The following is a 26,453-nucleotide window of genomic DNA, read 5'->3' on the forward strand; positions in this document are numbered from 1 at the left end:
ACAGATGTCGTATAAAACTTTAGATAGCGTCGAATGCTATGAAACGGCGATGGCCGCGAGCCAGTACAACTGCCCCCAGTGCGGCGAGGAGATGAGCTACGAGACGACGAAACACACGGGCTGTGCCAACTGCGGGTTCGTCCCGCCCCACGGCGCCGAGTGACGGCACGGACCGAGCAGCGCAGCGACGCGCGTCGGCGAGAGCAGAGCGCCGCGCTCGACGGGGCCGAGCCCATCGGACAGACTTTTCATTCGGCTCTGCGGACCCGAACGTATGAGTGCCGACTACGACTGGCTCACGCTCGACGACGACGAGGAGGTCGTCTGGGCCGGTCAGCCCTCCACCGAATCGCTCTACGGCGCGTACATCGTCGGCGTCCCGTTGATACTCCTGCTGGGGCTGGGGCTCGTCGTCATCGCCTCGGCGTACCTGCGCCAGCAGAACACCGACTACGTCATCACGAGCAAGGGCGTCTACAAGAAGACGGGCGTCTTCAGCCGCGCCGTCACTGAGATCGAGTTCGACAAGGTGCAGAACACCTCCTTCTCGGTCGGCGCTATCGGCCGGTACTTCGGCTACGGCGACGTGATGATCAGCACCGCCGGCGGCTCCGGCGTCGAGATGACGCTGCAGGGCGTCGAGGACCCACAGGCGGTGCAGAAACAGCTCTCCCGCCGGGTCAAGCGGGCACAGGGCGAGGCGGGGGACGCGGCCGACGAGGAGTCGAAGGCAGACGTCCTCGAGGACATCCTGGCCGAACTGCGCGCGATACGCCGGTCGCTGGACGCCGAGACGGCAGAAAGCAGCGCCACGGGTGCGGACGACCGGGGCCGATGAGCGCCGTCGACCGGGTCGCGCTGGACGACGCGGAGAGCGTCCTCTGGCAGGGCCAACCGCGACGCCGCGTCGTCCTCCAGGGCGTCGCGACGGGACTGGTCGGGGCGCTCGTCGTCGGCGCCGTCGTCTGGACGGCGCTCTCCGCCACCGTCTCGGTACCGCTCAGGGTCGCCGTGACGGTCCCGCTGGCGGCCGTCGCGCTGGCCGTCCCGACAGTCGCCGTCTGGCTCTGGCGGCGGACCACCCGCTACCTGCTGACCGAGCGTGCGCTGTACCACCGCACCGGCGTCCTCTCGGTGACGGTGACGGAGCTACCGCTCCGGAAGGTCCAGAACACGGCCTACGAGCAGGGCGTCCTCGGCGCCGTCTTCGGCCACGGGACGGTGACCGTCGACACCGCCGGCAGCGAGGGCGCCGAACTGACGCTTCGCGCCATGGACGACCCCGGTGCCGTCCAGCAGCGCATCGCTGAGCAGGCCGCGCGGGTTCGCGGCGACGACGCCGACGACGTGCCCGGGTCGGTCGAGCAGTGGCGAGCGGTGCGCTCGGAGGTGCGCGCGATTCGGGCGGTACTGGGCGAGCGATAGGCTACCGGTCGCCGGTCGGTCGGTACTGGTCCCCGTCTCTCTCCAGCCGTCCCTCGGCGACGGCGCGCTTCAGCGCCCGGTCGACCTCCCGCTTGTCGATGGTGGTCGCCCTCATCAGCGAGTCGACCTGCGCGCGCGAGCACCACCCGTCCTCGCCGGTCACGTCCCGTATCGTCTCGACGACGCGCGTCGTGATGTCCGTCGGCATCGGTCGAGTGAGCGGCCCGGTCGGTGTTGAACCTGCCGCCGAGAACCGACCAAACGTTTACAGTTGTACGGTGCACCCGTGGCGTATGGACCGCAGTCGCAGGGCCGTCCTCGCGGCCGTGCTGTCGGGTGGCGTCGGTGGGGCGCTCCTCTCCCCGGCGAAGGGGTACCTCGACCGGTTCGCGCCGCTCTCGGGAGACTACTGGGACGCCGCCACCTCGCGCGACCGGTCGGCGGTGCGGAGTCCACACGGGGCGGCGACAGTCCGGTACGACGACGCCCACGTTCCGACCGTCGAGGGGGACTCGGAGGCCGCGCTCGCCTACGCCGTGGGCAACGTCCACGGGACGGACCGGCGCTTCCAGATGGACCTGTTCGTCCGCCGGATGCGCGGCGAACTCGCTGCCGCCGTCGGCGAACAGGGCGTCGAGTCGGACCGGTTCCACCGCCAGATGGACTTCACCGCCGCCGCCGAGGCCAACTGGGACGCCCTCGAAGACACCGAGACGGGCGCGGCGCTGTCGGCGTTCGCCGACGGGGTTCGTGACGCCACCGCCGACGGGTCGCGGGCCGCGGAGTTCCAGCTGCTCGACTACGAACCGCGGGAGTGGTCGCCGGTCGACACGCTCCTGATACAGAAGCAGATAGGGTGGGGGCTGACCGGGAGTTTCCGCACGCTCCGGAACGCCGCGGCGGCGGACGCGCTGGGGCCGGAGGCGGCCGCTGACCTGTACCCCGACAGACTGGACCACGAGAGTCCGATTCTCCGGCCCTCGGCGACCTTCGGCGGTCGGGGTGCAGGGACGACGCCGGAGCGGACGGTCGACCCCGAGTTCGCTCGCTGGGCCTCGACGTTCGAGTCCCCGGACGGCGTCGGGTCGAACTCGTGGGTCGTCTCGGGCGAGCACACCGACAGCGGGCGACCCCTGCTGGCGAACGACCCCCACCTCTCGCTGCTGGCGCCGCCGCTGTGGTACCGCCAGCACCTCCGGGCCCCGGACCTGCGGGTCGGCGGCGTCGCCTTTCCGGGGGTCCCGTTCGTCGTCATCGGCGAGAACGACGCGGGCGCGTGGGGCTTCACCAACGCCGGGGCGGACTCCCTCGACTGCTACCGGTACGACACCGACGGCGAGACGTACCGCTACGGCGACGAGACGCGCGAGTTCGACGTCGAAACCCAGACCATCGCGGTCAGCGGGGGCGAGGACCGCGAGGTGACGGTCCGGAAGTCCGTCCACGGACCCGTCCTCGAACGGTTCGGCCAGCGAGTCGGCGTCGCGTGGGTCGGCCTGCAGGCCAACCGCACCGCCGCGGCCATCCGGGCGTTGAACTACAGCGGCGGGCGCGACGAGGCGATGGCCGCGCTCAGAGCGTTCGACCACCCGACGCAGAACGCCGTCTACGCCGACCGCGAGGGCAACACCCAGTACTACATGACGGGGCTGGTCCCCCGCCGGGTGACCGACGGCGAGGCGGTGCCCGGCAACCGTGTCTTCGACGGGAGCGCGAAGGAGGGCGAGTGGCCCGGCTACGCACCGTACGGCGTGCCCGACCGCGGCGCGTTCGTCCCGAGCGAGGCCAAACCGCAGTCTCGGGACCCGGACTACCTCGCCACCGCGAACCAGCGCATCGTCGCCGACGACGAACTCGACTACTACCTCGCGGAGGCGTACAGCGCGCCGTGGCGGGGCAAGCGCATCTACGACCTGCTGGACGAGCGCGCGGCGAGCGACGACCCGATGGACTTCGCGTTCATGCGCCGGGTCCAGCGTGACGTCCGGGACGAACGCGCGGCGCTGTTCGTGCCCGTGATTCTGGACGCCCGGGCGGAGATGGACGGGCGAGCGCGCGAGGCGGCCGACGAACTCGCCGACTGGGACTACCGGATGGACCGGGACTCGCGGGCCGCGCTCGTCTTCGCGTTCTTCGTCGACGCCTACCGCTCGCAGGTGTTCGACGCGGCCTTCGAGGCGGACGGGCTGGACGACCGCTTCCACCCGAACGACTGGGTCCTGCTCAATCTGCCGCCCGATAGCAGGTGGTTCGAGGACCCGCCGGCTGGCGACCCGCGAACCAGAGCGGCGACGGTTGCGGCCGCGATGGCCGACGCGGTCGACGCCATCGAGGAGGCCGGCCACGAGGTGTACGGCGACTACAACCGGACCGCCATCGACCACCCGTTCGACCAGTCGTTCCTCAACTACCCGCGCTACCCGACCGACGGGTCGCCGGCGACGGTCCGGAACGTCCGCAAGGCGTCGGCGGTCGGCAGTAGCTACCGGCTGCTCGCCCGGTTCGACGGCGCGGCGTCGGAGTCCGTCATCCCCGGCGGCAACGCCGGCAGTCCGTTCTCCGAGCACTACGACGACCAGTTGCGCGACTGGGCCGACGGGGAGTACCGACCGCAGACCCCGACCACGGAGGGCGACCCCGACGTCGCGTTCGTCCCAGAGGAGGGCGGCGATGCGTAGCCCGCTGGCCACGCTGCGCGCGGTCCAGCACTCCCCCCGGCAGCGCCGGGCCGCGACGGTCGGCGCCGTCCTCGTGGGCCTGGGCCTCGGGTCGGTCCACTGGCTGGGGTTCGTCGCGGGCGGTGCTCTGGTCGGCGTCTGCTGGCCGTCGCTCCGGTCGGCCGTCGCCGCGGGGTTCGGGTTCGGCCTGGTCGCCGTCGCCGTCTTCCTCGCCCGGTTCGCGCTCGCCGGGACGCTCTCGGGGGCGCTCGGGATGGGGCCGCTCCTCGCCATCGCCGTCGCGACGCCGCCGGTCGCCGGGTCGCTCGGCGCGGCGGCGCGCGGGCTCCTGCCCGGGGGCGGGTCGGAGTGAGGTGTTCGACACGTATTTTCGTCCGTCAGTCCAACCGACGCCTGTGAGCGCACGCCGAGAGCGCGTGGTCCTCGCCGGCGTCGTCTTCGCCGTCCTGCTCGCGCAGGTGCTGCTGTACCCGGGGGTCGACACCCTCGTCGGGGCGCTGGGGGCCACGACGGACTTGGACGCCAGCATGTGGTTTCTGGCCGTCGAGTTCGCCGCCTTCGTCGCCTTCGCCGGCGTCTGGGGCGTGGTGAGCGACGCGACCGGACGGCGGGTGCCGTTCATCGTGGTCGGCGCGCTCGGCGGCGCCGTGTTCTACGTCGCGCTGGCCTGGCTCCCGACGCAGGTCGCTATCTCCTTCGACGGCATCCTCGTGCTCCGGGCGCTGCAGGGCGCGATGACCATCGCCGCGTTCTCGCTGGCGATGACGATGCTGATGGACCTCACGGGCGGGCACGGCAAGAACATGGGCGCGGCGGGCATCGCCATCGGCGCGGGGACGGCGCTCGGGGCACCGCTGGGGGGCCAGCTGTACGGCGTCTCCCCGACGCTTCCGCTGTACGTCGCCAGCGCCCTCCTCTTTGCCGTCGCCGCGCTCGCGACGCTGGTGACTGACCGCGCGCCCTCGACCACCGACGGCCGGCTGGCGGCCGTGACGGCGCGACTCCGCGAGACGCCGGCGCTGGGTATCCCCTACGCCTTCGGCTTCATCGACCGCTTCACCGCCGGCTTCTTCGCCCTCGTCGGGACGCTGTACTTCCGGGAGGTGTTCGCGCTGACCCCCGGCGAGACGGGGCTGATGCTCGCGCTCTTCTTCGCGCCGTTCGCGCTGCTCCAGTACCCCTTCGGCGTCCTCTCGGACAGCATCGGCCGGACCCTCCCCATCGTCGCCGGGTCGTCGCTGTACGGCCTCGCCGTCGTCGGCGTCGGCCTCGCCCCGACCGTCCCGACGGCCGGCGCCGGCATGGTGGTCGTCGGCGTCATCGGGGCGCTGATGGCCCCGGCGACGATGGCGCTCGTGACCGACCTCGCCGGGGAGAGCGGCCGCGGGACGGCGATGGCCGGCTTCAACGCCTTCGGGAGCGTCGGCTTCCTCGCCGGCATCCTCGTCGGCGGGTTCGTCGCCGGCGAGTTCGGCTACCTCGCCGCCTTCCTCGTCGCCGGCGGGGCGGAGCTGGCGCTGGCGGCGGTGTCGCTGCCCCGTCTGCTCGCGCTCGACGTGTCGACGGTCGACCGGGCCGCCGACTGAGCCGGGTCAGCGGGCGTCGGCCACGGCGTCCAGCGCCGCCGGGTTCTCGATGCTGGACATGTCGCCCAGGTCCTCGTCCCGATAGACGGCGCCGATGGCCCGGCGGAGAATCTTCCCGCTCTGGGTCTTCGGGAACGCGTCGACGAACAGCACCTCCCGCGGGCGGAACGGCTTGCCGAGTTCGTCGCCCACCGTCGACCGGATGTCCTCCCGGAGCGAGTCGGTCGGGTCGTGACCGGGTTCGAGGACGGCGTAGAGGACGACGGCCGTCCCCGTGGTGTCGTCGGGCGCGCCGACGGCGGCGGCCTGGTTCACGGCGGGGTGCTCCATCGCCGCCCCCTCGACCTCCGCGGGGCCGACCTTCCGCCCGGCGACGTTCAGCGCGTCGTCGGTCCGGCCGTGGAGGAACCAGAGGCCGTCGTCGTCCTTCTGGGCCCAGTCGCCGTGGTCCCAGAGGTCGGGCCACGTCGACCAGTACTCCTCGAGGTAGCGCTCGTCGCCGCTCCAGAGCGACTTCGTCATCGAGGGACAGGAGTCACGGGCGACGAGGAACCCGCGTTCGTGCGTGTCCGCGACGGACTCGCCGCTCTCGTCGACGATGTCGACGTCCATCCCGAGGCCGGGGCCGCCCAGCGTACAGGGCTTCAGCGACTGGATGGGCATCGGCATCAGGAAACAGCCCATTATCTCGGTGCCGCCGGAGATGTTGATGATGGGACACTCGCCGCCGCCCACCTCGTCGTAGAACCACTGCCAGCTCTCCGGGTCCCACGGTTCGCCCGTCGACCCCAGCAGTCGGAGCGAGGAGAGGTCGTGGCCCTCCAGCCACTCGTCGCCCCGCTTGCGCAGGGCCCGAACCGCCGTCGGCGAGACGCCGAAGACGGTCAGGTCGTGGCGGTCTATCATCGCCCAGAAGCGGTCCGGGTCGGGATGGTCCGGGGCACCCTCGTACACGAAGACGGTGCCGCCGAGCGCGTGGTTGCCCAGGAGCGTCCACGGCCCCATCATCCACCCGATGTCGCTGACCCAGAAGAAGCGGTCGCCGGGCTTGTGGTCGAAGCCGAAGTATATCTCCTTGGTCGCCTGCAGGAGCGCCCCCGCGTGCGTGTGGACGATGCCCTTCGGTTCGCCCGTCGTCCCGGAGGAGTACAGCAGCATCGACTCGGCGTCGCTCGGGAGCGACTTCGTCTCGTAGCCGTCGGACCGCGTCTCGATGGCCTCGTCCCACCACTGGTCGCGCCGGGTCCACGTCATTCGGTCCGTGGGGTCCTCGGCGGTGCCGATGCGGTCGTAGACGACGACGTGTTCGACCGTCGCGTCGCCGTCCTCGGTCAGGTCCGCGGCCTCACTGATGGCCTCGTCGGCCGTGTCTTTGAGGTGCACCTTCGACCCGCGGCGGTAGAAGCCGTCGCCGGTGAACAGCACCGAACACCCGGCGTCTGCGATGCGCGTCGCCGTCGCGTCGACGCCGAACCCCGAGAAGATGGGCACCGCGATGGCGCCGACCTTGAGACAGCCGTAGAGGATGCTCGCCACCTCGGGCACCATCGGCATGTAGAGACCGACGGTGTCGCCGGTCCCGACGCCGACCGAGTCGAGGTAGTTCGCGACGCGGTTGCTCTGCTGGTGGAGGTCGTGGTAGGTCACCTGTCGGACGTCGCCGGGTTCCCCCTCCCAGACGAGCGCGACGTGGTTCCGGGCGCCGTTGTCGCGGGCGGCGTGCCGGTCGACGGCGTTGTGGGCGGCGTTCAGTTCGCCGCCGGGGTACCAGTCCGTGAACTGCGGGCCGTCGGTGTCGTCGCGAACGCTGTCGTAGTCCTCGAAGAACTCGATGCCCAGGTAGTCGACCAGTTCGTCCCAGAACCAGTCGACGCCGCTCTCCTCGACGCCCTCGAGGTCGGTCGTCGTCCGCTCGACGAGCGCGTCGTAGTCCTCGACGTCGTAGGTCTCCATGAACTGCCAGACGTTGGTGGATTCGACGAACTCGCGCGAGGGCTCGTGGACGACGTGGTCCAGTTCTTCGAGTGACTCGGGAGCCATACCGTGTGGTTCGCTGACAACGCACTAAGTAGTTGCGCGGCGGCACGCCGCCCGTACCCGCCCGGCGTGGGGGCGTCAGTGTCCGTGTCCGGCAAACCCTTTTTACCGGGGCCGGCGAACTTCCACGCATGTACGTCCGGGACGCGAAAAACCGCGAAGAGGTCTGGTTGCTGGACCGAATCGAGGAGATGGGGCTGGACGACACCGCCTTCCGCTCCCGCGACTACGTGGTCGCCATCGACGAGCACGACCACCAGAAGGCCGGGTTCGGCCGCATCCGCATCCACAAACCGGAGGACGCCGAGCGCATCTGCGAGCTGACGAGCATCGGCGTCCTCCCCGAGTGGCGCAACCAGGGCGTCGGCGCCCACATCATCGAGCGACTCGTCGAGTACGCCAGCGACGAGGGGTTCGACGTGGTGTACTCGCTGACCAGCGCCGACAGCTACCTCGCGCAGTTCGGCTTCGAGCGCATCGAAACCGAGCAGCTGCCCGACCGGTTACAGGAGCGACTGGAGACCAAGCGGGAGAACATCCAGCCGGAGGCCGTCCCGTTGCGCCTCCAGATAGACCGGTTCCGGATGCCCGAGCGCCTGCGCGAGCAGTTCAAGAACGCCTCGGCCCACGAGCCGGTCGACTCCGAACCGGAGGACACCGCCGAGGACTTCGGTATCGACCCCGACGAGGCGACCTACAAGTACGACACCGGGCGGTAGCTACCTGACGTCGACGACTTCGACCTCGAACACCAGCGTCTTGCCGGCGAGTTCGTGGTTGAAGTCCACCGCGACGGCGTCGTCTCGCACCGCCGTCACGTCCCCGTGGAGCCCGTTCTCGGCCTCGACGTGGAGGCCCACCTCCGGCGACTTGCCGACCATCGCCTCGAACGTCTCCGGGTCGTACTCCCGGACCCGCTCCTCGTCGGCCTCGCCGTAGGCCTTCTCCGGCGGGACCGTCACCGTCGCCGTCTCGCCCTCTGCCATCCCGACGAGGGCCTCGTCCAGCCCCTCGATGATGTCGCCGGCGCCGACGGTGAACGCAAGTGGCGCGTAGTCCTGCGGGTCGGCGTCCTGTGCGTCCAGAAGACCCTCCTCGCGGGCCACGTCGAGTCGCGAGGTGTCGAAGACGCTCCCGTCCTCGAACCGGCCGACGTACTCGATGGAGACCCCGTCTCCGGGTTCGATTGCCATGGGCGGGAGTCAGTGGAGCAGGGAGATAAATCCCGGCACACGGCGGTCCGTCGTGAACAATCGGGAGGGATTCGCGAACGCTTAAGCCGACCCCGGTCCACGTCTCGCCCATGTTCGACCCCGACGAGCTGGACGAGATCCGCGAGGCGAAAGCCGAGTGGGAACAGGAGGACGTCCAGCCGACCGTCGACCGGTTCGGCGAGCGCAAGGAGACGTTCACGACGGACACCGAGGGGCACGAGGTACAGCGCCTGTACACGCCCGAGGACGTCGCCGACCTCGACTACGAGGAGGACCTGGGCTTCCCGGGCCGGGAGCCGTACACCCGCGGCGTCTACTCGACGGGCTACCGGGGCCGCCTCTGGACGATGCGCCAGTACGCCGGGATGGGCACCGCCGAGGAGACCAACGAGCGCTTCCACTACCTGCTGGACGAGGGCCAGACCGGGCTCTCGATGGCGTTCGACCTGCCGACCCAGATGGGGTACGACTCGGACCACGCGATGGCGGCCGGCGAGGTTGGCAAGACCGGCGTCGCCATCGACTCGCTGGACGACATGGAGACGGTGTTCGACGGCATCCCGCTGGACGAGGTGTCCACGTCGATGACCATCAACGCGCCCGCCGCGGTGTTGCTGGCGATGTACATCGCCGTCGGCGACAAGCAGGGCGTCGACCGCGAGGAGCTGCGCGGGACCATCCAGAACGACGTGCTCAAGGAGTACATCGCCCGGAACACGTTCATCTACCCCCCGGAGCCGTCGATGCGGCTCATCACCGACATCTTCGAGTTCTGCGCGGCAGAGGTGCCCAACTTCAACACCATCTCCATCTCGGGCTACCACATCCGCGAGGCCGGGTCGACGGCCGCCCAGGAGATAGCGTTCACGCTGGGCGACGGCATCGAGTACGTCGAGGCCGCCATCGAGGCGGGACTGGACGTCGACGACTTTGCGCCGCAGCTGTCCTTCTTCTTCGCCTCCTACAACAACATCTTAGAGGAGGTGGCGAAGTTCCGCGCCGCCCGCCGCCTCTGGGCGAAGATAATGGACGAGCGGTTCGACGCCGAGAACCCCAAGTCCAAGCAGTTGAAGTTCCACACCCAGACCGCCGGGTCGACGCTGACCGCCCAGCAGATAGAGAACAACGTCGTCCGCGTCGCGTACCAGGCCCTCGCCGCCGTGCTCGGCGGCACGCAGAGCCTCCACACCAACGGAAAAGACGAGGCCATCGGCCTGCCGACCGAGGAGTCGGTCCGGACCGCCCTGCGCACCCAGCAGATTCTCGCCCACGAGTCCGGCGCGGCCGACACCATCGACCCCCTCGCCGGGAGCTACTACGTCGAGTCCCTGACCGACGAACTCGAGGCGGACGCCCGCGCGCTCATCGAGGAGGTCGACGAGCGCGGCGGGATGCGGCGGGCCATCGAGGACCAGTGGGTCCAGCGTCAGATTCAGGACGTGGCCTTCGAGCGCCAGCGCGAACAGGAGGCCGGCGAGCGCGTCATCGTCGGCGTCAACGAGTACGAGGTCGAGGAGGAGGGCGAACAGGACATCGAGGAGGTCGACGAGGCCGTCGAGGCCGCCCAGCAGGAGAACGTCGCCGCCGTCCGCGAGGAGCGAGACGACGACGCCGTCGAGGCGGCGCTGAACGACCTCGCAGACGCCGCGGCGGGCGACGAGAACCTCATGCCCTACATCGTCGACGCGGTGAAAGCGTACGCCACGACCGGCGAAATCTGTGACGTGCTCCGGGACGTGTTCGGCGAGTACCAGCCCGGCTCCTCGATGTAGCCGACTTTCGAATCGAAGATTTCCGCCGCCACTCTGTTCAGTATCGTAACAGGAACGCCATTGAATCAGGCCCGTGTACCTCTAGGTATGCACCCGACCCGACACGCCGGAGGTGTGCGACGATGAGCGCGACCGAACGAGACAGCCGTCTCGTGGTGCTGGTCCTCCTCGCCCTCGGAGCCCTGCTCCTCCTGCCGGCCCTCGTCATGGGGTTCGGGATGATGGGCTACGGGATGATGGGGAGCGGCATGTGGGGCGGTGGCGGGATGTGGGGCGGGGCCGGTACGGGGTGGCTGTGGCTCGTCGGCCTCCTGTTCCAGCTGCTGTTCCTCGCCGCCATCGTCGGCCTCGGCTACCTCGTCTATCGGGCGGTCGCCGGCGGCGACGGCGGCCGTGACGCGGCCGTCGCGGAACTGCGCGAGGCGTACGCCCGCGGCGACCTGAGCGACGAGGAGTACGAGCGGCGGCTCGAACGGTTGCGCGAGGAGTGAGTCGGGGCCCTCTCAGTGGGTGTGCCCGAGAATCTCGTTACAGCGGTCGTTGAGCGTCTCGATTTTGTGTCGCGTCTCCTCGGGGAGTGACTCGGGCGGTTCCTCGAGCGCAGGTTGGTCGTGGGGGTCGGGGTCGCCGACGATGACCGTGCCGACCATCCCGAGGGACTCGTGGGGTTCGCAGTAGTAGTGATAGACGCCGGGCGTCTGGAAGGTGTGTTCGAACGCTGCACCGTCGCCGCTTATGATGCCGCTGTCCCAAGACGCCGCACCCTCGGGGACGAGTCGTGGTTTGTCGTTGTCGGGGTGATAGGCCGCCGACGCGTGCGACCCGCTCTCGTTGACGAAGGTGACGGTCCCACCCTCGTGGACGCGGACGACGTGCGGCGCGAAGTGGTAGCCGTCCTCGGTGGTCTGCATCGCTACGTCCGCCGTGTCGGTGGGTTCGCTCGCTGCCTCGTGCATGTGCCCATCGTCGCTCCCGTCGTGGTGGCCGCCCTCCTCGATGTGTTCGGTCTCGCTGTGGGAGTCGGCGTGGTCGCCCGACTCAGTGTGGCTCTCTTCGGTGTGTTCGCTCTCGCTGTGTGCAGTCGTCGATTCTTCCACTGGTTGCTGTCCACCGGTCTGCGAACAGCCAGCGAGTGCGAACGCACCGACGGCTGCCGCACGAATCACCTGTCGTCGGGAGAGACGTTGGGTCGTCATGGTGGGATACAGTCGGAGCTACGACGGGGTAGGATAAAGCCCCAGACGGCGATTTGCTGGGCCTGCAAACCGGCGGTCATTTTTATACCACACTCGTGCAACTGTCGTATGTGAGCCCGGACTACGCCCCGGCGGACGTCTTCGCCGTCCTCGACGACGACTACTCCCGGGCGATACTCGAAGCCACGCGGACGAGCCCGAAGTCCGGGAAAGAACTCAGCGAGGAGTGTGACATCTCCCGGGCGACCGTTTCCCGGCGGGTGAACGACCTGTTGGACCGGGGGTTCCTCGTCGAGCGGACTCACGTCGACCCTGACGGGCACCACTACAACGAGTACGAGGCCGTCCTCGACAGAGTCGACGTCCATCTCGACGGGGACGGCTTCGACGTCCGCATCGAGGTAGAGGAAGACGCTGCCGACCGGTTTGCTCGTATCTGGACCGAAATGCGTAACGACTGACCATGCACATCGAACTCGTCATCGCCAAACTCGTCACGACCGCCCTCGGTATCGCCATCGCGTATCAGGCGTACCGGGCGTACCAGCGGAGCCGGATGAGCCCGCTACTGTACGTCGCTATCGGGTTCGTGTTCATCAGCGTCGGTGCGGTCCTCGAAGGCGTGTTGTACGACGTCGTAGGGTTCTCGATATTCGATGCCGGGACGATTCAGACGGCTATCGTCGCTGTGGGGATGGTGTTCATCCTGTACGCGCTCTACGGTGGCAACCGTGACCTCTCCGAACGGGGTGACGAGCCGTGAGTGGGGTCTCGACTGCGGTTCTGACGGGAGCCAGACTGGTGGTCCTCGCCCTCGGCGTGACAATCACCTACTACAGCGCGGCGGCGTACCGGCGGACCGGTGCGGCGTACCTCCGGAGCGCCACTGCGGGGTTCGCCATCATGACCGCAGGCGTCCTCGTCGAGGGGGTCCTGTTCGAGTTCGGTGGACTGGACCTCACCGCCGTCCACATCGTCGAGTCCGTCGCCATCGGACTCGGTTTTCTCGTGTTGCTGTTCTCGCTGCGACAGTAGCGGCGGTTCGACGGACCACCGGCGACCGGAGTTAAATACGGCCCGCCCGAACCGTCGCGCATGCAGTTCGACCACGCCGGCGTCGCCACCGACGACACCGACACGCTGGCGGCGCTGTACGAGACCGTCTTCGACGCCCCGGTCGCCCACGAGGAGGAGTTCGACGGGCTCCGGGTGACGTTTCTGGACCTCGGGAACGGCTACTTCGAACTCCTGGAACCCCTGCCGGACGCTCAGGGCGCGATACCGCGCTACATAGAGCGCAACGGCCCCGGCCTCCACCACGTCGCCCTCGCGACCGACGACATCGCGGCGGCGTTAGAGACCGCCCGCGGCGCCGGCGTCGACCTCGTCGACGAGACGCCCAGAGCGGGGGCGTGGGGCCACGACGTCGCGTTCTGCCACCCGCAGTCGACCGGGGGCGTCCTCGTGGAGTTCGTCGAGCACTGAACGGGCGCGGTCAGGCCTCGTCGGCCGCCGTCTCGCCGTCGCGTTCGTCGCCCCGGTCGCGCGCTTCGAGGAACCGCTCCCAGAGCCGCTCGGCGCCCTCGGTCATGTGTTCCGGCGGCTCCGCGAACCACGCCGCGCCGACGAGTTCGGACTCGTCAACGTCTATCGCCCCGCTGGCGTACTCCGCGCGGAAGTAGACGTCGAGCGTGTGGACCGACCCTTCGGCGTCGGTCTCCGGGTAGTACTTGCGGTGGAACACCTCTTCCACGCCCTCGATGGTCCCGCGGACGCTCGTCTGCTCGGCCATGCGGCGGAGCGTCGTCCCCTGCATGGACTCGTACTCCTGGCCCTGTCCGCCGCCCGGGAGCGCCCACAGGTCGGCCCCGCGACCCAGCACCATCAGGACGCGGTCCCGCGTGTCGTGGCCGGCCTGTTCCGGGATGTTCTCGCTCAGCTCCGGGAACGTCTCCCCGTCACGGACGAGGAAGGCGACGCTGTTGCCGTCGTACCCCGTGCTGTCCGTCGCGGCGAACACCTCCGCGTACTCGCCGGCCGAGAGCTCGTACGTCTCCTCGGTCACCGGCACCTCGTACATCGCCCGGAGGTCGTCGAGCTTCTGCTCGACGTTGACGTGGTTTATCTTGTCGATGACGTTCTCCCCCTGCTCGGCGGCCGTCTCGGCCAGTGCCGAGTCGAACGTGTCGTCGGCCGTCGCGTCCTCGCCACCCGCGTCCTGCGTGCCGTCGTCCCCAGTCATACGTGGGACGTTCCCGCCGACGCCGATAAATGGACCGGTGCCGTCAGATGAAAAGGAACTTGTCCGTCGGTGGTGTCGCCCCCGGTATGAAAGCGATAGTCCTCGCCGGTGGGTACGCGACGCGGCTGTGGCCGGTCACGAAACACCGGCCCAAGATGCTCCTCCCGGTGGGCGACTCGACCGTCATCGACCGCATCCTCTCGGACCTGGAGTCCGACGACCGCATCACGGACATCTTCGTCAGCACGAACGAGCGGTTCGCCGACGACTTCGAGGCCCACCTCGCCGAGAGCGGGTACGAGCACGTCTCGCTCACCGTCGAGGACACCACGGAGGAGGACGAGAAGTTCGGCGTCGTCGGGGCGCTGGCCCAACTCGTCGACCGGGAGGGCCTCGGCGACGAGGACCTCCTGGTCGTCGCCGGCGACAACCTCATCAGCTTCGACATCTCGGAGTTCATCGACCGCTTCGAATCGTACGGCGACCCGACGCTCGCGGCCTACGACGTGGGGTCCCTGGAGAAGGCCAAGTCCTACGGCCTCATCGAGACGGCCGGCGACGAGGTCGTCGACTTCCAGGAGAAGCCCGACGATCCGAAGAGCACGCTCGTCTCCATCGCCTGCTACGCCTTCCCGGCCGACGCCATCCGCTTCGACGAGTACCTCTCGGGCGGGAACAACCCCGACGAACCCGGCTGGTTCATCCAGTGGCTCGTCCAGAACGGCACCGTCCGCTCGTTCACGTTCGACGAGGCCTGGTACGACATCGGCACCCCCGAGAGCTACCTCGAGGCCGTCGGCTGGGAGCTCGACGGCGAGAACGTCGTCGCCGAGGACGCCACCATCGAGAACACGACGCTGGGGGACAACGTCCACGTCCTCTCCGGGGCGGAGGTCGTCAACTCCAGTCTGGACAACACGGTCGTGTTCCCGAACGCGACCATCGTCGATGCCGACATCCGCAACTCCATCATCGACAAGGACACCCACATCGAGAGCCTCGACCTCGCCGGCGCGCTCATCGGCGCGCACACCCAGTTGACCAACGGGAACTGACCCGTCGCCGCTTCTCAGGCCGCCGTATCGAACAGCGTCGTCGCCAGTGCGCCCGCCAGCGCGACGCCCGTCGCGACGGGGACGCTCGTCGTCGCGGCGTCGACGTCCGCGGCCCACGCCTCGTACTCCTCGTCGTCGGCGAACACGTGGACGTAGCCACACACCTGTCGGTAGATGCGCTCCAGCGTCGGGTCCGCGTCGGGGTCGACGTGGTCGGAGACGCCGATGGAGACGACGGCGTCCGCGTGCGAGCGGGCGATGCCGTCCGGCGCGACGCCGACTTCGACCGTCTCGCCGCGCTCGGGCGTCGTCGACCGGACCGTCCCGGGTTCGTCGCGCAGGAACGGCACGACGAGCGGGTCCAGCACGCAGACGTACTCCTGCCGGTAGTCGGTCCCGACGAACGCGTGCAGGCCGTCGTCGGTCGTGCACAGGTCGTCGACCGTCGGGTTCCGCCCGTCCAGTTCCCGCTTCGTCGCCCGCATCTCCGCGACCCACTCCGCACCGGTCTCCGGCGGGTCCGACCCGAACAGCGTCCCGAGGTTCGCCGCCACGTCCGGCGGGAGGGCGAAGCTATCGAGGTCCAGTTCCAGACCGAGCGCGTCCGCGTCGATGGTGTCGTCGGACATTGCGCCTTGACTTTGCGATGCGAAGTTATTAAGCTGTGAAGTCCAAAGTATCAGAGCAAGTCCACGGAGACGAAGCTATGGAAGGATTCGACTGTGCCACCGACGACCCCCGGTGTTACTGCCTGCTCTCGGACGTGCTGGACCTGCTCGGCCGGAAGTACGTGATGGACGTCGTCTGCGTCGTCGCCGTCCACGGGACGGTCCGGTTCGGGACGCTGGAGGACCACGTGCCGGAGGCGAGTACGTCGACGCTGTCGGCCCGGCTGGACGCGCTGGAGGACGCCGGCCTGCTCACCAGAGAGCAGTACGACGAGATTCCGCCGCGCGTCGAGTACGAACTGACCGACGACGGCGCGGAACTGGCCGAACGGCTCCTGCCAGTGCTGGAGTGGGCGCAGGAACGAGAGACGGGTGCGGCGTAGCGATTATTCGGCCAGCCACGCGTCCTCGACGACGATAGTGCCACGAGTCCCGTCCCACTCCGTCTCGTACTCCAACGCGATGCGCCGGTCCATGTGCGGGCCGTCGGTCACTAGCGTCTCGAACTCCCCTGCCGTACCTTTTTCGTCGTCGGGTTTCCTCGCGCCGACGGCGCTGCGGGAACCGCTCCTCGAAAAATCTACGCTAAAAAGGCCGGCCACTCGTTCGCACGACTCACTCGTGGCCGGTTGGCATCACTCCAGCCACGCGTCCTCGATTTTGAGCGTTCCCCGCGTCCCGTCCCACTCCGTCTCGTACTCCAACGCGATGCGCCGGTCCATGTGAGGGCCGTCCGTCACCAGCGTCTCGAACTCGCCGCCCTCGCCGAGGATGTGGACGCCGTACTCGTCGTTGAGCGCCTCGAGTTCGTCGAGCGCGTCGGCGTCGAGGCGGCGGCCGAGCCACGACTCGTCGAGTCCGTAGGCGGCGACGCGGATGATGCGAATCTCGAAGCCGGCGTCGAGCATCGCGTCCGCGAGGTCACGGGGGTCCTCCTGCCAGAGCGGGGCGAAGACGTTCGCTTCGAGCCGTTCGGCCATCGCCTCGATGCGGGTGGTCTGGTACTCGCTCTCGACGGCCCCGGCGGTGAGGCCGCCGACGCCGTCCGGCAGGTCCGCGTCGAGGTCCCGCAGCGCGGCCTCCAGCGGTTCGAGTTCTTCGTCGCCCTGCTGTCCCGAGTCCGAGACGTCGTCGGCCCCGAAGTCGTCGGGTTCGACCTCCAGGAGCGGGATGCCGATGCTCTCGGCGGCCAGCGAGGCCAGATGCGTCGCCGGGACGTGGTACATGTAGGAGTCGCCCTCGGGGTGGACCGTCACCAGTCGCTCGACGGGGTAGCCGCGCTCGAGGGCCCGGTACAGCGCCCACGAGGAGTCCTTGCCGCCGGAGAACAGCGAGACCCACGCGCCGTCTGTCATGCTCGTCCGTAGCCTGCGGCGGCCTAAATCGCTGTCTATTCGACCAGTTCCTGCTCGATGTCGGACTGGCTGACGTAGGCGGCGACGCGGACGCCGACGAGGCTGATGAGAATGCCGGCGAGGATGAAGATGGCCAGGCGGGTCCCGGCCTCCATCGGGAAGCTGTTGACCTCGACGATACCGAAGTCCATCGCGGGCACGCGGAAGGCGTCGAAGACGCCGGCCCGTTCGAGGAAGTACGCGGAGAAGCCGCGGACGACGAGGCCGACGGCGACCGCACCGAACGGGAGGTTCACGTACGCGTTGCGGACGCCCTCGCGCTGGAGGAGTTCGTCCAGCAGGCGTCCGAGCGAGGCCGCGAGCGCCGCCGCGGTCAGCCACGGGACGCTCTCGAAGAGGAACCGGTTGCCGAGGATGAAGGGACTGGTCGACGCGACCGACGATATCTCCAGCACACCGGCGAACACGCCGACGACCGAGAGGCCGGCGGCGACGACGTAGGTGACGAGCGACACCTGCCCGGAGTACAGCGCCTCCCGTATCTGGCCGGGCAGGCGCGAGAGGTAGGTGTCGATACCCAGCCCCTTGTAGATGAGGAACACGCCGAAGGCCGCCGCGATGGCGCCGACGGCGATGGTGGTGCTGTCGGCGACGATGAGCAGGACCGGGAAGGCGAGCATCGCGAGTCCCAGCGGGACCAGCACCGTCTTGCGGAGCTCCTCGTCGGCGAGGAACTGCTTGAGCAGGTAGTAGGTGGACTCGATGTCGCGGGCCTGCCGGACGACGACGCGGTCGACGGCGTCGACCCGGACGCGGCTCTCGATTATCGGGACGAGGCGCTCGTCGTCGGCGCTGTCGACGACGACGACCGCGGAGTCGGGGTCGTACTCGGCGACGAGGTCGTCGGTCTGGTCGGCTATCTTGCGGTCGGTCCCCACCGAGTCCCCGCCGCCGCCGACCACCGCGACGACGGTGTCGTCCCCGTCGGCTTCGAGGTCGTCGGCCACGCGGAGGCCCTCCAGCAGGCAGTTGATGCGACTGTCCTCCGGGTCGACGATACCGGTCTCGGTGATCATCGACTCGACGGCGTCGCTGCCGACCACCGGGCACTCGTCCGCTACCGGGCTGTCCCGGTCGATACACACCACCAGCGTGGTCACAGTACCCGAGAGAGGGGCCCGGAACAAAAAACCCTCGCGACCCTCAGCGGCGGAAGGAGAGGCCGTCGACGTCGCCGTCGACGGTGCTGGCGAGACCAGCGCCGAGCGCGAAGGCGACGCGCTGGGCGCCGCTGCGGAGTTTCCCCATCAGGCCTCGCTGGGGTTCGAACTCGGCGACCGTCACCGCCTCGCCGAGGCGTGCTTCGAGGCGGTCCTCGACGTCCGCGCGGGTGCCGATGTCGTCGACGAGGCCCCGTTCGTGGGCCTCGCTCCCGAGGAAGATGCGGGCCTCGGTCTCCCTGAGGGTCTCGTCGTCCATGTCGCGGCCCTCCGCGACGGTCTCGACGAACTGGTCGTAGTAGTCGTCGACGATGCCCTGCAGGTACTCGCGCTCCGCCTCGGTCATCTCCTTCAGCGGCGTCCCGGCGTCCTTGTACTCGCCGGCGGTGAACTGCTCGTAGGAGAGGCCGGCGCGGTCGGCGAGGTCCTTGGCGTTGACGCGGGAGCCGATGACGCCGATAGAGCCGACGATAGAGCCCTCCCGCGCCCACAGTTCGTCACAGCCGGCGGCGATGTCGTAGCCGCCGCTGGCACAGACGTCGGTGGCGTAGGCGACGGTCGGGCCGTCGAACCGCTCGGCGGCGAGGCGGATGTCCTCGCTCGGGACGATCTCGCCGCCGGGCGTGTTGAGCTTCAACAGGAGGGCATCGGCGCCCGTGTCCTCGTCGGCCCGCTCTATCTGCTCGACCACGTCGTCGGCGCTGGCGCCGACCGGCGGACTCGTGATGCCGCCACCGCCGTCCCGCGAGATGGGGCCCTCGACGGCGACCTCCGCCACGTTGTGGGCCGGGACGACCGAGCCGGCGACGTTGCTCCCGAAGCGGGCGGCGACGACCACCGTCGCCAGCACCAACAGGACGCCGACCAGTTCGGCGAAGTCGTCGGGGATGGCGACGAAGACGACCCAGCCCAGCAGCACCGCGAGGACCACGGCGGCGAGGACGATACCCCCGCGTTCGAGTGTGTCGGCGTCCACCATTACTGATACATCCCCAGCGGTCGCGCGCTCGTGCTCTCCTCGTCGGCCTCGCGCATCTGTTCGGCCAGCCGTTCTTTGGCCTGTCCTATCTCCTCGGCCTGTTCGACGAGCGCCTCTGTGTCGACCTCGAACGAGCCGAGCGGGCCGATGGCGGTGTTCAGGAGCGCGCGGGCGGCCTCCGGGTCGGGGAACTGCGGGTCGGCCTCGACGACGAGGCCGACGCCGGTCAGGCCGACGCGCTGGGCTTCGTGGACCAGCGCCCCCGTCGGCCCGGTGACGGCGCCGGACTCCGTGGGTGCGCTCACCTCGGCCTCCTCCAGCAGGGCCGCCCCGTCGCCGGTGGCGATGCCGTAGACGGACGGCACGTCGCCGTCCTTCTCCGCGGGCATTCCGCTGAGGAATATCGGCGTCACGTCGTGGCTGACGAACCACCCGACCATGCACGTGGCGAACTCCTCTGCGGCCGACGGCGAGACGGGCGCGTCGCTCTGGAGGACCAGCAGGTCGCGCTCCTCGTCGGCGTAGATGCGGACCGGCGCCTTGACCGTCGGGTCGCCTTCGCTGTACACCGCAATCTCCGGGAGACCCTCGCAGTGGGCCGTCCCGTAGTGGACCATGTCGTAGGCGTCGACCAGATGGTCGGCCGCTATCTTGCCGACCAGTCCCACCCCTGGGAGCCCCTCGACGAGCGTCGGCTCGTCGAGTTCGACGTCGTCCCGATGGACCTGTACGTGTGCCATACCCGGAGACAGGACCGCCGTACGCTTGAAAGGCATGGCTACTGGGGGCCGAGTCCGGGCGAGGAACCGAGGCGTCGGCCCGTCGAGACGCCGTCCACAGCTTCGAAACCCACAAACAGACTCCCGCCGAACCCCGTTCCAATGGAACCCATCGAACGGTATCGCCCCATCGTCGACGACTGGGCGGCGTTCCGGGCGGCCTGCGACCGCCCCCTCCCGTCGGCGATACGGGTCAACACCCTCAAGGCCACCGTCGCGGACGTACGGACGGCTCTGGACGAGGCCGGCGTCGCCTACGACCCGGTGGACTGGCACGACCTGCTGTTCGTCCTGCCCGAGGACTCGCCCGGGCGGAACTGGCCGTACTTCCACGGGTGGATTCACGGACAGGAGGAGGTGTCGGCGGTACCGGCCACCGTCCTCGACGCTCAGCCCGGCGAGCGGGTGTGGGACGCCTGCGCCGCGCCGGGGACGAAGACCACCCAGCTGTCGGCCCAGATGGACGACACCGGCGAGGTGGTGGCGACGGACAACAACCTCGGGCGCATCTCTGCGCTCCGGTCGAACACCGAGCGACTGGGCGCGACGAACGTCGCCGTCACCCACGAGGACGGCCGCAACCACTCGCTGAAGCCCTTCGGCGGCGCCGAGTACGACCGCGCGCTCGTCGACGTCCCCTGTTCCTGTGAGGGGACCATCCGGAAGAACCGCGACGCCTTCGACGACTGGTCGCTCTCGCACGTCGAGGGCATCGCCGGCGTCCAGAAGGGCATCCTCACGCGGGCCGTGCAGGCGACGAAACCGGGCGGCACCGTCGTCTACTCGACGTGTACGTTCGCCCCGGAGGAGAACGAAGCGGTGCTCGACTACGCGCTGGCCGAGGAGGACTGCAGCGTCGTCGACTACGACCTCGACCTGACCCACCGCGAGGGCGTCACCGAGTGGGAGGACGAGGCGTTCGACCCGAGCGTAGCGAAGGCCAAACGCATCTACCCGCACCACAACGACACGGGCGGGTTCTTCTGTGCGAAACTGGAGGTGACGGGATGAGCAACGACAGCACGCAGTTCACCCGCCTGCCCGCAACGGCAGCCGAGCGCGAGGACGACGGGCGGGCGACCCGCGAGGAGGTGCTGGACTTCTGGGCGGACCGCTTCGGCGTCCCACGGGAGACGTTCGCCGACCACACCTTCTGGGAGCGCGGGGCCGGGAAGATATGGTGTTACCGCGGCGACCCGCCGTCGCCCGTCGACGTCGAGGGACTGGGGATGACGTTCCTCCGGACGCGGCAGGAACACTGGAAGCCGACGCTGGAGGCCGTCCAGCGGTTCGGCGACCGCGCCACGGAGAACGTCGTCCACCTCTCCGAGGGCGAGGCGACGGCGTTCGCCGCCGGCCACGACCAGGAGCTCGACTGGGAGGGCGACTGGGGGTATCTCGTCGTCACCCACGACCTCGCGGGGCGAACCGAACCCGTCGGCGTCGGCCTGTACGTCTACGGCGAACTCCGCTCGCAGGTCCCGAAAGGGCGGCGGCGGGACCTCGACGACTAGGTCACTGCTGGTGGTGGACGGGGAACGCCACCTCGACGGTGGTCTTGTACTCCGTTATCTGTCCGTCCTCGACGTTGGCCGTCCAGTCCTCGACTTCGACCCCGTGGATGTCCTCGATGGTCTCGCTGGCCTGTGCGACCGCTTCGCGGGCGGCGTCCTCCCACGACTCCGTGGACGTGCCCAGTACCGTGACTATCTTGACTGCTGTCATGCGGTCCCCAGTCGAGGGAGCGACGGCTTAGCTATGCTTCGGCTATCGCCGACGCGGCGAGGTAGGCCGGTGTTAGCCGAGCGCGGGGTCGGCCTTACCCCGCCTCAGCCCTCGCGCTCTCGGACGGTCCCGCCGCCCAGTCCCTCCCACTCGACGCGGTAGCCGAGGCGTGCGAGGACGGCGCTGTCGTCGTCGACGCCGTACCCCTCGAGGACGGTCGCCGCGTCCGAGAGGGCCATCCCGGCCTCGATTTCGTCGCCGAGGTCCTCGAGCACCGTCGGTCGAAGCAGCGTGCGGCCGACGCGCTCGTGGGCCGGGAACGTCTTGTCCTCGACGGCCTCCTCGCTGACGCCGTACTCCTCGGCGAGCGCCGCGAGCGACACCACGTCGGCGTCGGGCCGCAGTTCGTCGGGGATGTCCGCCGCGCTCTCGGCGACCAGTTCGTCCTCGTAGGGCCGGAGGACGTCCCGGACGTCCTTGACCCGGACCGTCCCGGAGTACGGGATCGCGCGGTGGTCGCTGGCCTCGATGGCCTCGCCGACGCCCAGCGACTCGTCGACGGCGACCAGCATCTCGACGCCCGCCATCGCGGCGAGGCGGTCGAGCTTCTTCGCGACGTACTCCGGCGTCCAGAAGCCCATCACCTCGAAGAAGACGCGGAACGGGGCGTCGGGGTCGGTGGTGTCTCGCACCGTTCCGTCGCCGCCCGGCGCCCACTCGAAGGCGAAGTCGGGGACGACGACGTGTTCGCCCGCCTCGAGCGGTTCGGGTTCGCGGACCAGCCGCCAGTCCAGCCCCAGCGCCGAGAACCGGGCGGCGAAGTCGGCCTCGACGCCGCTGTCGTACGTGACCTCTGTCACCGGGTCGACGCCGGGGACCGATACGTCGGCGTCCGAGAGGTGGAGTTCGCGCTCCGTCCCGCGGTCGTCGACCGTCGCCGTCAGCTCCCACTCGCTCGCCTGCGCGACGGTCCGCAGGAGGCGAGCGAAGCGCGTGCCGTAGCGGCGCGTGTTCGAGAACAGGGCGTCCGGGCCGGTGACGACCACCTCCCGGCCCGTCGGCGTCGTCCGTATCTCGTACATGAGGCGGAGCCGCTTGACCGCCGAGACGAGCGTGGTCGGGTCCGAGGAGCGCACCCGGACCTCCGTGGCGTCGAACAGCGCCGTCTGGGCCAGCGAGAGGTTGTACTGCGTGACGAGGTCGGCCGGTGTCCAGCGCGAGTCGACGTCGGTGAGCACCTGCCGGTCCTCCAGGTCGGCGTACAGGGCGGCCGCCGTGGCCTCGGCGTCCACGCCGAGCCTGTCCGCCGCCCGGTCGAGGGCCTCGCGTCGCTCCGCTTCGGTGACGACGCCGACGGCCTCTGCGGCCTCGAACACCCGTCGTCGCGCCCGCTCCGGCGGGACCGCCGCCCGCGTCTCGAAGGTGGCCTCCCGTTCGACGAGCTTCGCGAACCCGCGGACGAGTTTGAAGTCCTCGGCCTCGCCCTCGAGGTCGGTCAGCGCCGCCTGCAGGTCGGCCCGCGTCTCGCCGACGTGGCCCTGATACACGCCGAGGACGCGGGCGGCGAGTCGCTCCCGAGCGTCGTCGACGAACTGCGGGTGGTAGCCGCCGCCGGCCCGCGAGACGCGCAGGAGGTCCTTCGTCAGCACGTCACCCACTCCGGCGGCGACGGACAAAAACGCCGCGTGTCGCTCGGGCGGTGCAGCGACGCCGGCGACCCGACGGCGACGGCCCGGCCGACGGCGTAGTCGCGCTACGACGCGGAAGCCTGCCGATCGACGAACGTCACCTCGACGGTCGTCTCCTCGTCGATGGCCTCGGTTACTTCGGCCGCCAGCCTGTCGGCCAACGACGGATAGGCCGCGTCGTCGGGCCGACTCACCTCCACGGATACCTCGCGGTCGAGTCGGTAGACGCTGACGCCGCCGAATCGGGTCCGGACCGAAAGCAGGTGGAGGTCCTCGTACGCCGCCTCCGCCAGCACCTCCTCGACGGCGTCGTTGACCGACGTCTCGACCTGCATCTGTCGCACCGTCACCGTGCTCGCGCCGGCGAACGTCGCCAGCAGGACGAGCAGCGCCATCGCCGTCGGGGCGTACCTGCGCGCCGTGCCCAGCGACGGGCGGCCGTCGGGCCAGTCCCGGGGTCGGAAGCCGAGGCCCCAGAGGACGAGGAAGCCGGTGAGGTTGATGGACGCGGCGTTCACCAGCAGGAGGATGCCAGCGCCGAGCGCCACCGCCGGGAGGCCCCAGGCGATGCCGACGCCGACGGCGGCCGCGGCCGGGATGAGCGCCGCGGCAATCATCACGCCGACGAGCGAGACCGGGAGCGCCGTCGCCAGCCCGACCGCGCCGGCAGCGCCTGCACACAGCCCGACGGCCAGCGAGAGAAAGCCCGGCGAGATGCGCTGGGCAATCTGCTGGACCGTCGTCACGCGCAACTGACCGGGGACGAATCCGACGTTCCGCACGGCGACCCCGAACGCGGCCGCGCTCACGACGGCCAGTAAGAGGCCGAGTATCTGGTCGCGGAACCCCTCCCGTACCAGCGGTCGGTCGTCCAGCGTCGTCCCGACCGCGGCGATGAGCGCCGACCCGACCTGCGGCGCGATGACCATCGACCCGACGACGATGGCCGGCGAGTCCAGCAGGAGGCCAGCCGTCGCGACCACCGCGCTCAGGACGGTCATCCCGTAGTAGGTCACGACGCCGGGGTTCATCCCGACCGCCCGGCCCCGCAGTTCGTCGTGGGAGATGCGGTCCTCGTGGTCCTCCGCGGCGACGGACTGGTCCGGCCTGGCCGTCTCCGCGGTGGCGACGACGGCGTACCGGTCGGGGTCCAGCCCCGCCGCCTCCAGTTCCTCGAACACCTCGTCGACGGCCTCCGGTGGGATGGGGAACTGGAGGAGCGAGGCCTCGCCGTCGGCGCTCTCCTCGTCCGTCTGGACGTAGCTTATCTCGCGGTCGTCGAGGACCTCCCGCACCGTCGCGAGGTCCTCGTCTTCGACCCGTATCTGTATCAGTCGCACCGCTCGCGCCTCCGCGCGACCGTCGAGCCGAGAGAGAAAACCGACTGCATCCGTCTCGGTCAACCCACCGTACCCCGTTATTTATGCGGCTCCTATGCGGCCGTGGGTCGACCTACCGACGGCCGGCCCCCGAGAGTGCGAGCGCTACCGGCGCCGGCGGGCCACGCGCTCCTCGGCCGTCGACTCGGTGACGAGTTCGTAGAGGAGCGCCCGTCCGCCGTCGTCTTTCGGGCGCAGGATGCGCCCGAGTCGCTGGGTGAACTCCCGCTCGCTCCCGCTCCCCGAGAGGACGACGGCGACGTTCGCGTCGGGGACGTCGACGCCCTCGTCGAGGACGTTCGCGGTCACCACCCGGGAGTAGGTGCCCTCGCGGAACCGCTCCAGAATCTCGCGGCGCTCGCTCGCCCCCGTCTCGTGGGTGATGGCCGGCAGGAGGAACCGCTCGGAGAGGCGGTAGACGAGGTCCGTGTAGGCGGTGAAGACGATGACGCGGTCCCCCCGGTGTCGGTCGAGGATGTCGGCCAGTCGGTCGACCTTCCGCTGGGCGTTCATCATCACCTCCCGGGCGCGCTGCTTCGCCAGCAGGGCCTCGCGGGCGGCGGGGTCGGTGCCCGAGCGCTTGACCAGTTCCTGGTAGTCGCTCCCCGAGCGCAACTGGATGTCAGACCGCTGCAGGTAGTCCGTGAACGTCCCCTGTTCGGCCTCGTAGCGCTCCCGTTCGTCGTCGGTGAGTTCGACCGCGACGCGCTTGATGTCGTAGTCCGCGAGGTGGTCGCCGGCGAGGTCGTCGACCGAGAGGTCGTAGACGAGGGGGCCGACGAGCGTCTCGACGACCTCGTGGGCGCCGTCGGGGCGCTCGAACGTCGCCGTGAGACCCATCCGGGCCGGCGCGGCCAGCAGTCGGGCGATGTCGCGGTACCCCTCGCCGCCGAGGTGGTGGACCTCGTCGAAGACGACGAGGCCGAACCGGTCGCCCAGTTCGTCGGCCCGGAGGTACGCCGAGTCGTAGGTGGCGACGGTGACCGACTCGACGCGTTGCTCGCCGCCGCCCAGCCGGCCGATGGGGCGGTCGAACTCCCGTTCGAGTTCGCGCTGCCACTGCTCCAGCAGGTCGATGGTCGGGACGACGACGAGCGTCGGCGTGTCCAGGGCCACCATCGCCGCGATGCCGACGACGGTCTTCCCGCTCCCGGTCGGGAGTTCCAGACAGCCACGGTCACCGGCCTCGCGCCACGCCGACAGCGCCGCCCGCTGGTACTCGCGCAGGTCGTACGTCGTCGAGAGCGAGAGCGGTGCCGTATCGAGGACGCGGTCGGTGTAGTCGACCCCCCGTGTGTCCAGCGCGGCCCGGACGTCTGCGTAGCGGTGGGCGGGGGCGCGGGCGCTCTTCGAGCGGTCGTCGCGCTCGACGCCCGGCAGGTCCGGTGGCGGGTCCCCGTCGAGTCGGACGGTGCCCGACTCGAAGGTCAACTCCAGCACGGACGGCGGTTCGGC

The 26,453-nt window shown here is 69.6% G+C and carries 30 protein-coding genes; 16 read left to right on the top strand and 14 right to left on the bottom strand.

Annotated features, from left to right (window positions below; translation table 11 throughout):
* Positions 1 to 274: 274 nt before the first annotated feature.
* Both ACV7GQ_RS10700 and ACV7GQ_RS10705 read left to right on the top strand, forming a co-directional pair.
* Entirely contained in the window at positions 275 to 838 is a 564-nt protein-coding gene (locus tag ACV7GQ_RS10700) for a PH domain-containing protein (protein WP_470310229.1), read from the top strand.
* Positions 835 to 1,425 carry a PH domain-containing protein gene (locus tag ACV7GQ_RS10705; protein ID WP_470310230.1) on the top strand — a complete coding sequence of 197 codons (591 nt, stop codon included), beginning with the start codon at positions 835 to 837 and terminating at the stop codon, positions 1,423 to 1,425. The genes ACV7GQ_RS10700 and ACV7GQ_RS10705 overlap by 4 nt, the downstream gene beginning before the upstream one ends.
* Position 1,426: 1 nt before the next feature.
* Here the strand turns inward: ACV7GQ_RS10705 and ACV7GQ_RS10710 are convergent, their stop codons facing one another.
* The gene (locus ACV7GQ_RS10710) at positions 1,427 to 1,633 is read right to left on the bottom strand and encodes a hypothetical protein (protein WP_470310231.1); all 207 of its coding nucleotides are present in this window, start codon (positions 1,631 to 1,633) and stop codon (positions 1,427 to 1,429) included.
* 85 nt (positions 1,634 to 1,718) lie between these two features.
* Here ACV7GQ_RS10710 and ACV7GQ_RS10715 point away from each other — a divergent pair, with 85 nt between their 5' ends.
* From ACV7GQ_RS10715 to ACV7GQ_RS10725, 3 genes are read left to right on the top strand one after another with little or no spacing between them, the layout of a single operon-like run.
* Entirely contained in the window at positions 1,719 to 4,103 is a 2,385-nt protein-coding gene (locus ACV7GQ_RS10715; protein WP_470310232.1) for a penicillin acylase family protein, read from the top strand.
* The gene (locus ACV7GQ_RS10720; protein ID WP_470310233.1) at positions 4,096 to 4,455 is read left to right on the top strand and encodes a hypothetical protein; all 360 of its coding nucleotides are present in this window, start codon (positions 4,096 to 4,098) and stop codon (positions 4,453 to 4,455) included. Before ACV7GQ_RS10715 ends, ACV7GQ_RS10720 begins: the two co-directional genes overlap by 8 nt.
* 43 nt (positions 4,456 to 4,498) lie before the next feature.
* The gene (locus ACV7GQ_RS10725) at positions 4,499 to 5,689 is read left to right on the top strand and encodes an MFS transporter (RefSeq protein WP_470310234.1); all 1,191 of its coding nucleotides are present in this window, start codon (positions 4,499 to 4,501) and stop codon (positions 5,687 to 5,689) included.
* A 6-nt stretch (positions 5,690 to 5,695) separates the two neighbouring features.
* Here the strand turns inward: ACV7GQ_RS10725 and ACV7GQ_RS10730 are convergent, their stop codons facing one another.
* Positions 5,696 to 7,729, bottom strand: a complete 2,034-nt coding sequence (locus tag ACV7GQ_RS10730) for an AMP-binding protein (protein ID WP_470310235.1) — start codon at positions 7,727 to 7,729, stop codon at positions 5,696 to 5,698.
* 128 nt (positions 7,730 to 7,857) lie between these two features.
* Here ACV7GQ_RS10730 and ACV7GQ_RS10735 point away from each other — a divergent pair, with 128 nt between their 5' ends.
* Positions 7,858 to 8,445, top strand: coding sequence for a GNAT family N-acetyltransferase (locus ACV7GQ_RS10735; protein WP_470310236.1), 588 nt, complete (start codon positions 7,858 to 7,860; stop codon positions 8,443 to 8,445).
* On the opposite strand, the gene ACV7GQ_RS10740 is transcribed toward ACV7GQ_RS10735, so the two are convergent.
* Positions 8,446 to 8,919, bottom strand: a complete 474-nt coding sequence (locus tag ACV7GQ_RS10740; protein ID WP_470310237.1) for an FKBP-type peptidyl-prolyl cis-trans isomerase — start codon at positions 8,917 to 8,919, stop codon at positions 8,446 to 8,448.
* Between the two features lie 110 nt (positions 8,920 to 9,029).
* Between ACV7GQ_RS10740 and ACV7GQ_RS10745 the strand changes: the two genes are divergently transcribed.
* Positions 9,030 to 10,712, top strand: coding sequence for an acyl-CoA mutase large subunit family protein (locus ACV7GQ_RS10745; RefSeq protein WP_470310238.1), 1,683 nt, complete (start codon positions 9,030 to 9,032; stop codon positions 10,710 to 10,712).
* Positions 10,713 to 10,834: 122 nt separating this feature from the next.
* Positions 10,835 to 11,203 carry an SHOCT domain-containing protein gene (locus tag ACV7GQ_RS10750; protein WP_470310239.1) on the top strand — a complete coding sequence of 123 codons (369 nt, stop codon included), beginning with the start codon at positions 10,835 to 10,837 and terminating at the stop codon, positions 11,201 to 11,203.
* Positions 11,204 to 11,215: 12 nt separating this feature from the next.
* Here the strand turns inward: ACV7GQ_RS10750 and ACV7GQ_RS10755 are convergent, their stop codons facing one another.
* On the bottom strand, positions 11,216 to 11,908 hold the full coding sequence (locus tag ACV7GQ_RS10755; RefSeq protein WP_470310240.1) for a cupredoxin domain-containing protein: 693 nt from the start codon (positions 11,906 to 11,908) through the stop codon (positions 11,216 to 11,218).
* 110 nt (positions 11,909 to 12,018) lie between these two features.
* Here ACV7GQ_RS10755 and ACV7GQ_RS10760 point away from each other — a divergent pair, with 110 nt between their 5' ends.
* The 4 genes from ACV7GQ_RS10760 to mce are packed head-to-tail and all read left to right on the top strand — an operon-like array spanning position 12,019 to position 13,393.
* A complete protein-coding gene (locus tag ACV7GQ_RS10760; protein WP_470310241.1) occupies positions 12,019 to 12,369 on the top strand; it encodes an ArsR/SmtB family transcription factor in 351 nt (116 codons plus the stop codon).
* A gap of 2 nt (positions 12,370 to 12,371) precedes the next feature.
* The gene (locus tag ACV7GQ_RS10765) at positions 12,372 to 12,671 is read left to right on the top strand and encodes a DUF7521 family protein (protein ID WP_470310242.1); all 300 of its coding nucleotides are present in this window, start codon (positions 12,372 to 12,374) and stop codon (positions 12,669 to 12,671) included.
* A 38-nt stretch (positions 12,672 to 12,709) separates the two neighbouring features.
* Complete coding sequence (locus tag ACV7GQ_RS10770; protein ID WP_470310243.1) at positions 12,710 to 12,943, top strand: DUF7521 family protein; 234 nt, start codon at positions 12,710 to 12,712, stop codon at positions 12,941 to 12,943.
* Positions 12,944 to 13,003: 60 nt separating this feature from the next.
* Entirely contained in the window at positions 13,004 to 13,393 is a 390-nt protein-coding gene (gene mce, locus ACV7GQ_RS10775; protein ID WP_470310244.1) for a methylmalonyl-CoA epimerase, read from the top strand.
* Positions 13,394 to 13,403: 10 nt separating this feature from the next.
* On the opposite strand, the gene ACV7GQ_RS10780 is transcribed toward mce, so the two are convergent.
* Positions 13,404 to 14,150 (bottom strand): NUDIX hydrolase, encoded by a 747-nt coding sequence (locus ACV7GQ_RS10780; RefSeq protein ID WP_470310245.1) that lies wholly within the window; start codon positions 14,148 to 14,150, stop codon positions 13,404 to 13,406.
* Between the two features lie 86 nt (positions 14,151 to 14,236).
* Here ACV7GQ_RS10780 and ACV7GQ_RS10785 point away from each other — a divergent pair, with 86 nt between their 5' ends.
* Entirely contained in the window at positions 14,237 to 15,205 is a 969-nt protein-coding gene (locus ACV7GQ_RS10785; RefSeq protein ID WP_470310246.1) for a sugar phosphate nucleotidyltransferase, read from the top strand.
* 14 nt (positions 15,206 to 15,219) lie between these two features.
* On the opposite strand, the gene merB is transcribed toward ACV7GQ_RS10785, so the two are convergent.
* Positions 15,220 to 15,834: an organomercurial lyase gene (gene merB / locus ACV7GQ_RS10790; RefSeq protein WP_470310247.1), complete on the bottom strand. Its 615-nt coding sequence runs from the start codon at positions 15,832 to 15,834 to the stop codon at positions 15,220 to 15,222.
* Between the two features lie 77 nt (positions 15,835 to 15,911).
* Here merB and ACV7GQ_RS10795 point away from each other — a divergent pair, with 77 nt between their 5' ends.
* Positions 15,912 to 16,256, top strand: a complete 345-nt coding sequence (locus ACV7GQ_RS10795; protein WP_470310248.1) for a winged helix-turn-helix transcriptional regulator — start codon at positions 15,912 to 15,914, stop codon at positions 16,254 to 16,256.
* A 252-nt stretch (positions 16,257 to 16,508) separates the two neighbouring features.
* On the opposite strand, the gene ACV7GQ_RS10800 is transcribed toward ACV7GQ_RS10795, so the two are convergent.
* From ACV7GQ_RS10800 to ACV7GQ_RS10815, 4 genes are read right to left on the bottom strand one after another with little or no spacing between them, the layout of a single operon-like run.
* Positions 16,509 to 17,228 (bottom strand): diphthine--ammonia ligase, encoded by a 720-nt coding sequence (locus ACV7GQ_RS10800; RefSeq protein WP_470310249.1) that lies wholly within the window; start codon positions 17,226 to 17,228, stop codon positions 16,509 to 16,511.
* A gap of 35 nt (positions 17,229 to 17,263) precedes the next feature.
* Positions 17,264 to 18,388, bottom strand: a complete 1,125-nt coding sequence (locus ACV7GQ_RS10805; RefSeq protein ID WP_470310250.1) for a DUF373 family protein — start codon at positions 18,386 to 18,388, stop codon at positions 17,264 to 17,266.
* A gap of 43 nt (positions 18,389 to 18,431) precedes the next feature.
* Positions 18,432 to 19,427 (bottom strand): signal peptide peptidase SppA, encoded by a 996-nt coding sequence (gene sppA / locus ACV7GQ_RS10810; RefSeq protein WP_470310251.1) that lies wholly within the window; start codon positions 19,425 to 19,427, stop codon positions 18,432 to 18,434.
* The gene (locus ACV7GQ_RS10815) at positions 19,427 to 20,167 is read right to left on the bottom strand and encodes a proteasome assembly chaperone family protein (protein WP_470310252.1); all 741 of its coding nucleotides are present in this window, start codon (positions 20,165 to 20,167) and stop codon (positions 19,427 to 19,429) included. Before ACV7GQ_RS10815 ends, sppA begins: the two co-directional genes overlap by 1 nt.
* A gap of 141 nt (positions 20,168 to 20,308) precedes the next feature.
* On the opposite strand from ACV7GQ_RS10815, the gene ACV7GQ_RS10820 reads away from it, so the two are divergent.
* Both ACV7GQ_RS10820 and ACV7GQ_RS10825 read left to right on the top strand, forming a co-directional pair.
* Positions 20,309 to 21,217: an RsmB/NOP family class I SAM-dependent RNA methyltransferase gene (locus ACV7GQ_RS10820; protein ID WP_470310253.1), complete on the top strand. Its 909-nt coding sequence runs from the start codon at positions 20,309 to 20,311 to the stop codon at positions 21,215 to 21,217.
* Positions 21,214 to 21,720: a DUF7122 family protein gene (locus ACV7GQ_RS10825; protein WP_470310254.1), complete on the top strand. Its 507-nt coding sequence runs from the start codon at positions 21,214 to 21,216 to the stop codon at positions 21,718 to 21,720. Before ACV7GQ_RS10820 ends, ACV7GQ_RS10825 begins: the two co-directional genes overlap by 4 nt.
* A 1-nt stretch (position 21,721) precedes the next feature.
* On the opposite strand, the gene ACV7GQ_RS10830 is transcribed toward ACV7GQ_RS10825, so the two are convergent.
* The 4 genes from ACV7GQ_RS10830 to ACV7GQ_RS10845 form a co-directional block, all read right to left on the bottom strand.
* Complete coding sequence (locus ACV7GQ_RS10830) at positions 21,722 to 21,931, bottom strand: dodecin family protein (RefSeq protein WP_470310255.1); 210 nt, start codon at positions 21,929 to 21,931, stop codon at positions 21,722 to 21,724.
* 104 nt (positions 21,932 to 22,035) lie between these two features.
* Positions 22,036 to 23,580, bottom strand: coding sequence for a DUF790 family protein (locus ACV7GQ_RS10835; protein ID WP_470310256.1), 1,545 nt, complete (start codon positions 23,578 to 23,580; stop codon positions 22,036 to 22,038).
* A gap of 104 nt (positions 23,581 to 23,684) precedes the next feature.
* Positions 23,685 to 24,959, bottom strand: coding sequence for a TIGR00341 family protein (locus ACV7GQ_RS10840; protein WP_470310257.1), 1,275 nt, complete (start codon positions 24,957 to 24,959; stop codon positions 23,685 to 23,687).
* A gap of 144 nt (positions 24,960 to 25,103) precedes the next feature.
* On the bottom strand, positions 25,104 to 26,438 hold the full coding sequence (locus ACV7GQ_RS10845) for a DEAD/DEAH box helicase family protein (RefSeq protein ID WP_470310258.1): 1,335 nt from the start codon (positions 26,436 to 26,438) through the stop codon (positions 25,104 to 25,106).
* Positions 26,439 to 26,453 lie beyond the last annotated feature (15 nt).

The organism is Haloarcula sp. MBLA0163 (genome assembly GCF_055632435.1).

Bases quoted from the DNA above. Each gene is read 5' to 3' on its own strand.
- ACV7GQ_RS10700 (WP_470310229.1), top strand. From the start codon at position 275: ATGAGTGCCGACTACGACTGGCTCACGCTCGACGACGACGAGGAGGTC.
- ACV7GQ_RS10705 (WP_470310230.1), top strand. From the start codon at position 835: ATGAGCGCCGTCGACCGGGTCGCGCTGGACGACGCGGAGAGCGTCCTC.
- ACV7GQ_RS10710 (WP_470310231.1), bottom strand. From the start codon at position 1,633: ATGCCGACGGACATCACGACGCGCGTCGTCGAGACGATACGGGACGTG.
- ACV7GQ_RS10715 (WP_470310232.1), top strand. From the start codon at position 1,719: ATGGACCGCAGTCGCAGGGCCGTCCTCGCGGCCGTGCTGTCGGGTGGC.
- ACV7GQ_RS10720 (WP_470310233.1), top strand. From the start codon at position 4,096: ATGCGTAGCCCGCTGGCCACGCTGCGCGCGGTCCAGCACTCCCCCCGG.
- ACV7GQ_RS10730 (WP_470310235.1), bottom strand. From the start codon at position 7,729: ATGGCTCCCGAGTCACTCGAAGAACTGGACCACGTCGTCCACGAGCCC.
- ACV7GQ_RS10735 (WP_470310236.1), top strand. From the start codon at position 7,858: ATGTACGTCCGGGACGCGAAAAACCGCGAAGAGGTCTGGTTGCTGGAC.
- ACV7GQ_RS10740 (WP_470310237.1), bottom strand. From the start codon at position 8,919: ATGGCAATCGAACCCGGAGACGGGGTCTCCATCGAGTACGTCGGCCGG.
- ACV7GQ_RS10745 (WP_470310238.1), top strand. From the start codon at position 9,030: ATGTTCGACCCCGACGAGCTGGACGAGATCCGCGAGGCGAAAGCCGAG.
- ACV7GQ_RS10750 (WP_470310239.1), top strand. From the start codon at position 10,835: ATGAGCGCGACCGAACGAGACAGCCGTCTCGTGGTGCTGGTCCTCCTC.
- ACV7GQ_RS10755 (WP_470310240.1), bottom strand. From the start codon at position 11,908: ATGACGACCCAACGTCTCTCCCGACGACAGGTGATTCGTGCGGCAGCC.
- ACV7GQ_RS10765 (WP_470310242.1), top strand. From the start codon at position 12,372: ATGCACATCGAACTCGTCATCGCCAAACTCGTCACGACCGCCCTCGGT.
- mce (WP_470310244.1), top strand. From the start codon at position 13,004: ATGCAGTTCGACCACGCCGGCGTCGCCACCGACGACACCGACACGCTG.
- ACV7GQ_RS10780 (WP_470310245.1), bottom strand. From the start codon at position 14,150: ATGACTGGGGACGACGGCACGCAGGACGCGGGTGGCGAGGACGCGACG.
- ACV7GQ_RS10785 (WP_470310246.1), top strand. From the start codon at position 14,237: ATGAAAGCGATAGTCCTCGCCGGTGGGTACGCGACGCGGCTGTGGCCG.
- merB (WP_470310247.1), bottom strand. From the start codon at position 15,834: ATGTCCGACGACACCATCGACGCGGACGCGCTCGGTCTGGAACTGGAC.
- ACV7GQ_RS10795 (WP_470310248.1), top strand. From the start codon at position 15,912: ATGGAAGGATTCGACTGTGCCACCGACGACCCCCGGTGTTACTGCCTG.
- ACV7GQ_RS10800 (WP_470310249.1), bottom strand. From the start codon at position 17,228: ATGACAGACGGCGCGTGGGTCTCGCTGTTCTCCGGCGGCAAGGACTCC.
- sppA (WP_470310251.1), bottom strand. From the start codon at position 19,427: ATGGTGGACGCCGACACACTCGAACGCGGGGGTATCGTCCTCGCCGCC.
- ACV7GQ_RS10815 (WP_470310252.1), bottom strand. From the start codon at position 20,167: ATGGCACACGTACAGGTCCATCGGGACGACGTCGAACTCGACGAGCCG.
- ACV7GQ_RS10820 (WP_470310253.1), top strand. From the start codon at position 20,309: ATGGAACCCATCGAACGGTATCGCCCCATCGTCGACGACTGGGCGGCG.
- ACV7GQ_RS10825 (WP_470310254.1), top strand. From the start codon at position 21,214: ATGAGCAACGACAGCACGCAGTTCACCCGCCTGCCCGCAACGGCAGCC.
- ACV7GQ_RS10830 (WP_470310255.1), bottom strand. From the start codon at position 21,931: ATGACAGCAGTCAAGATAGTCACGGTACTGGGCACGTCCACGGAGTCG.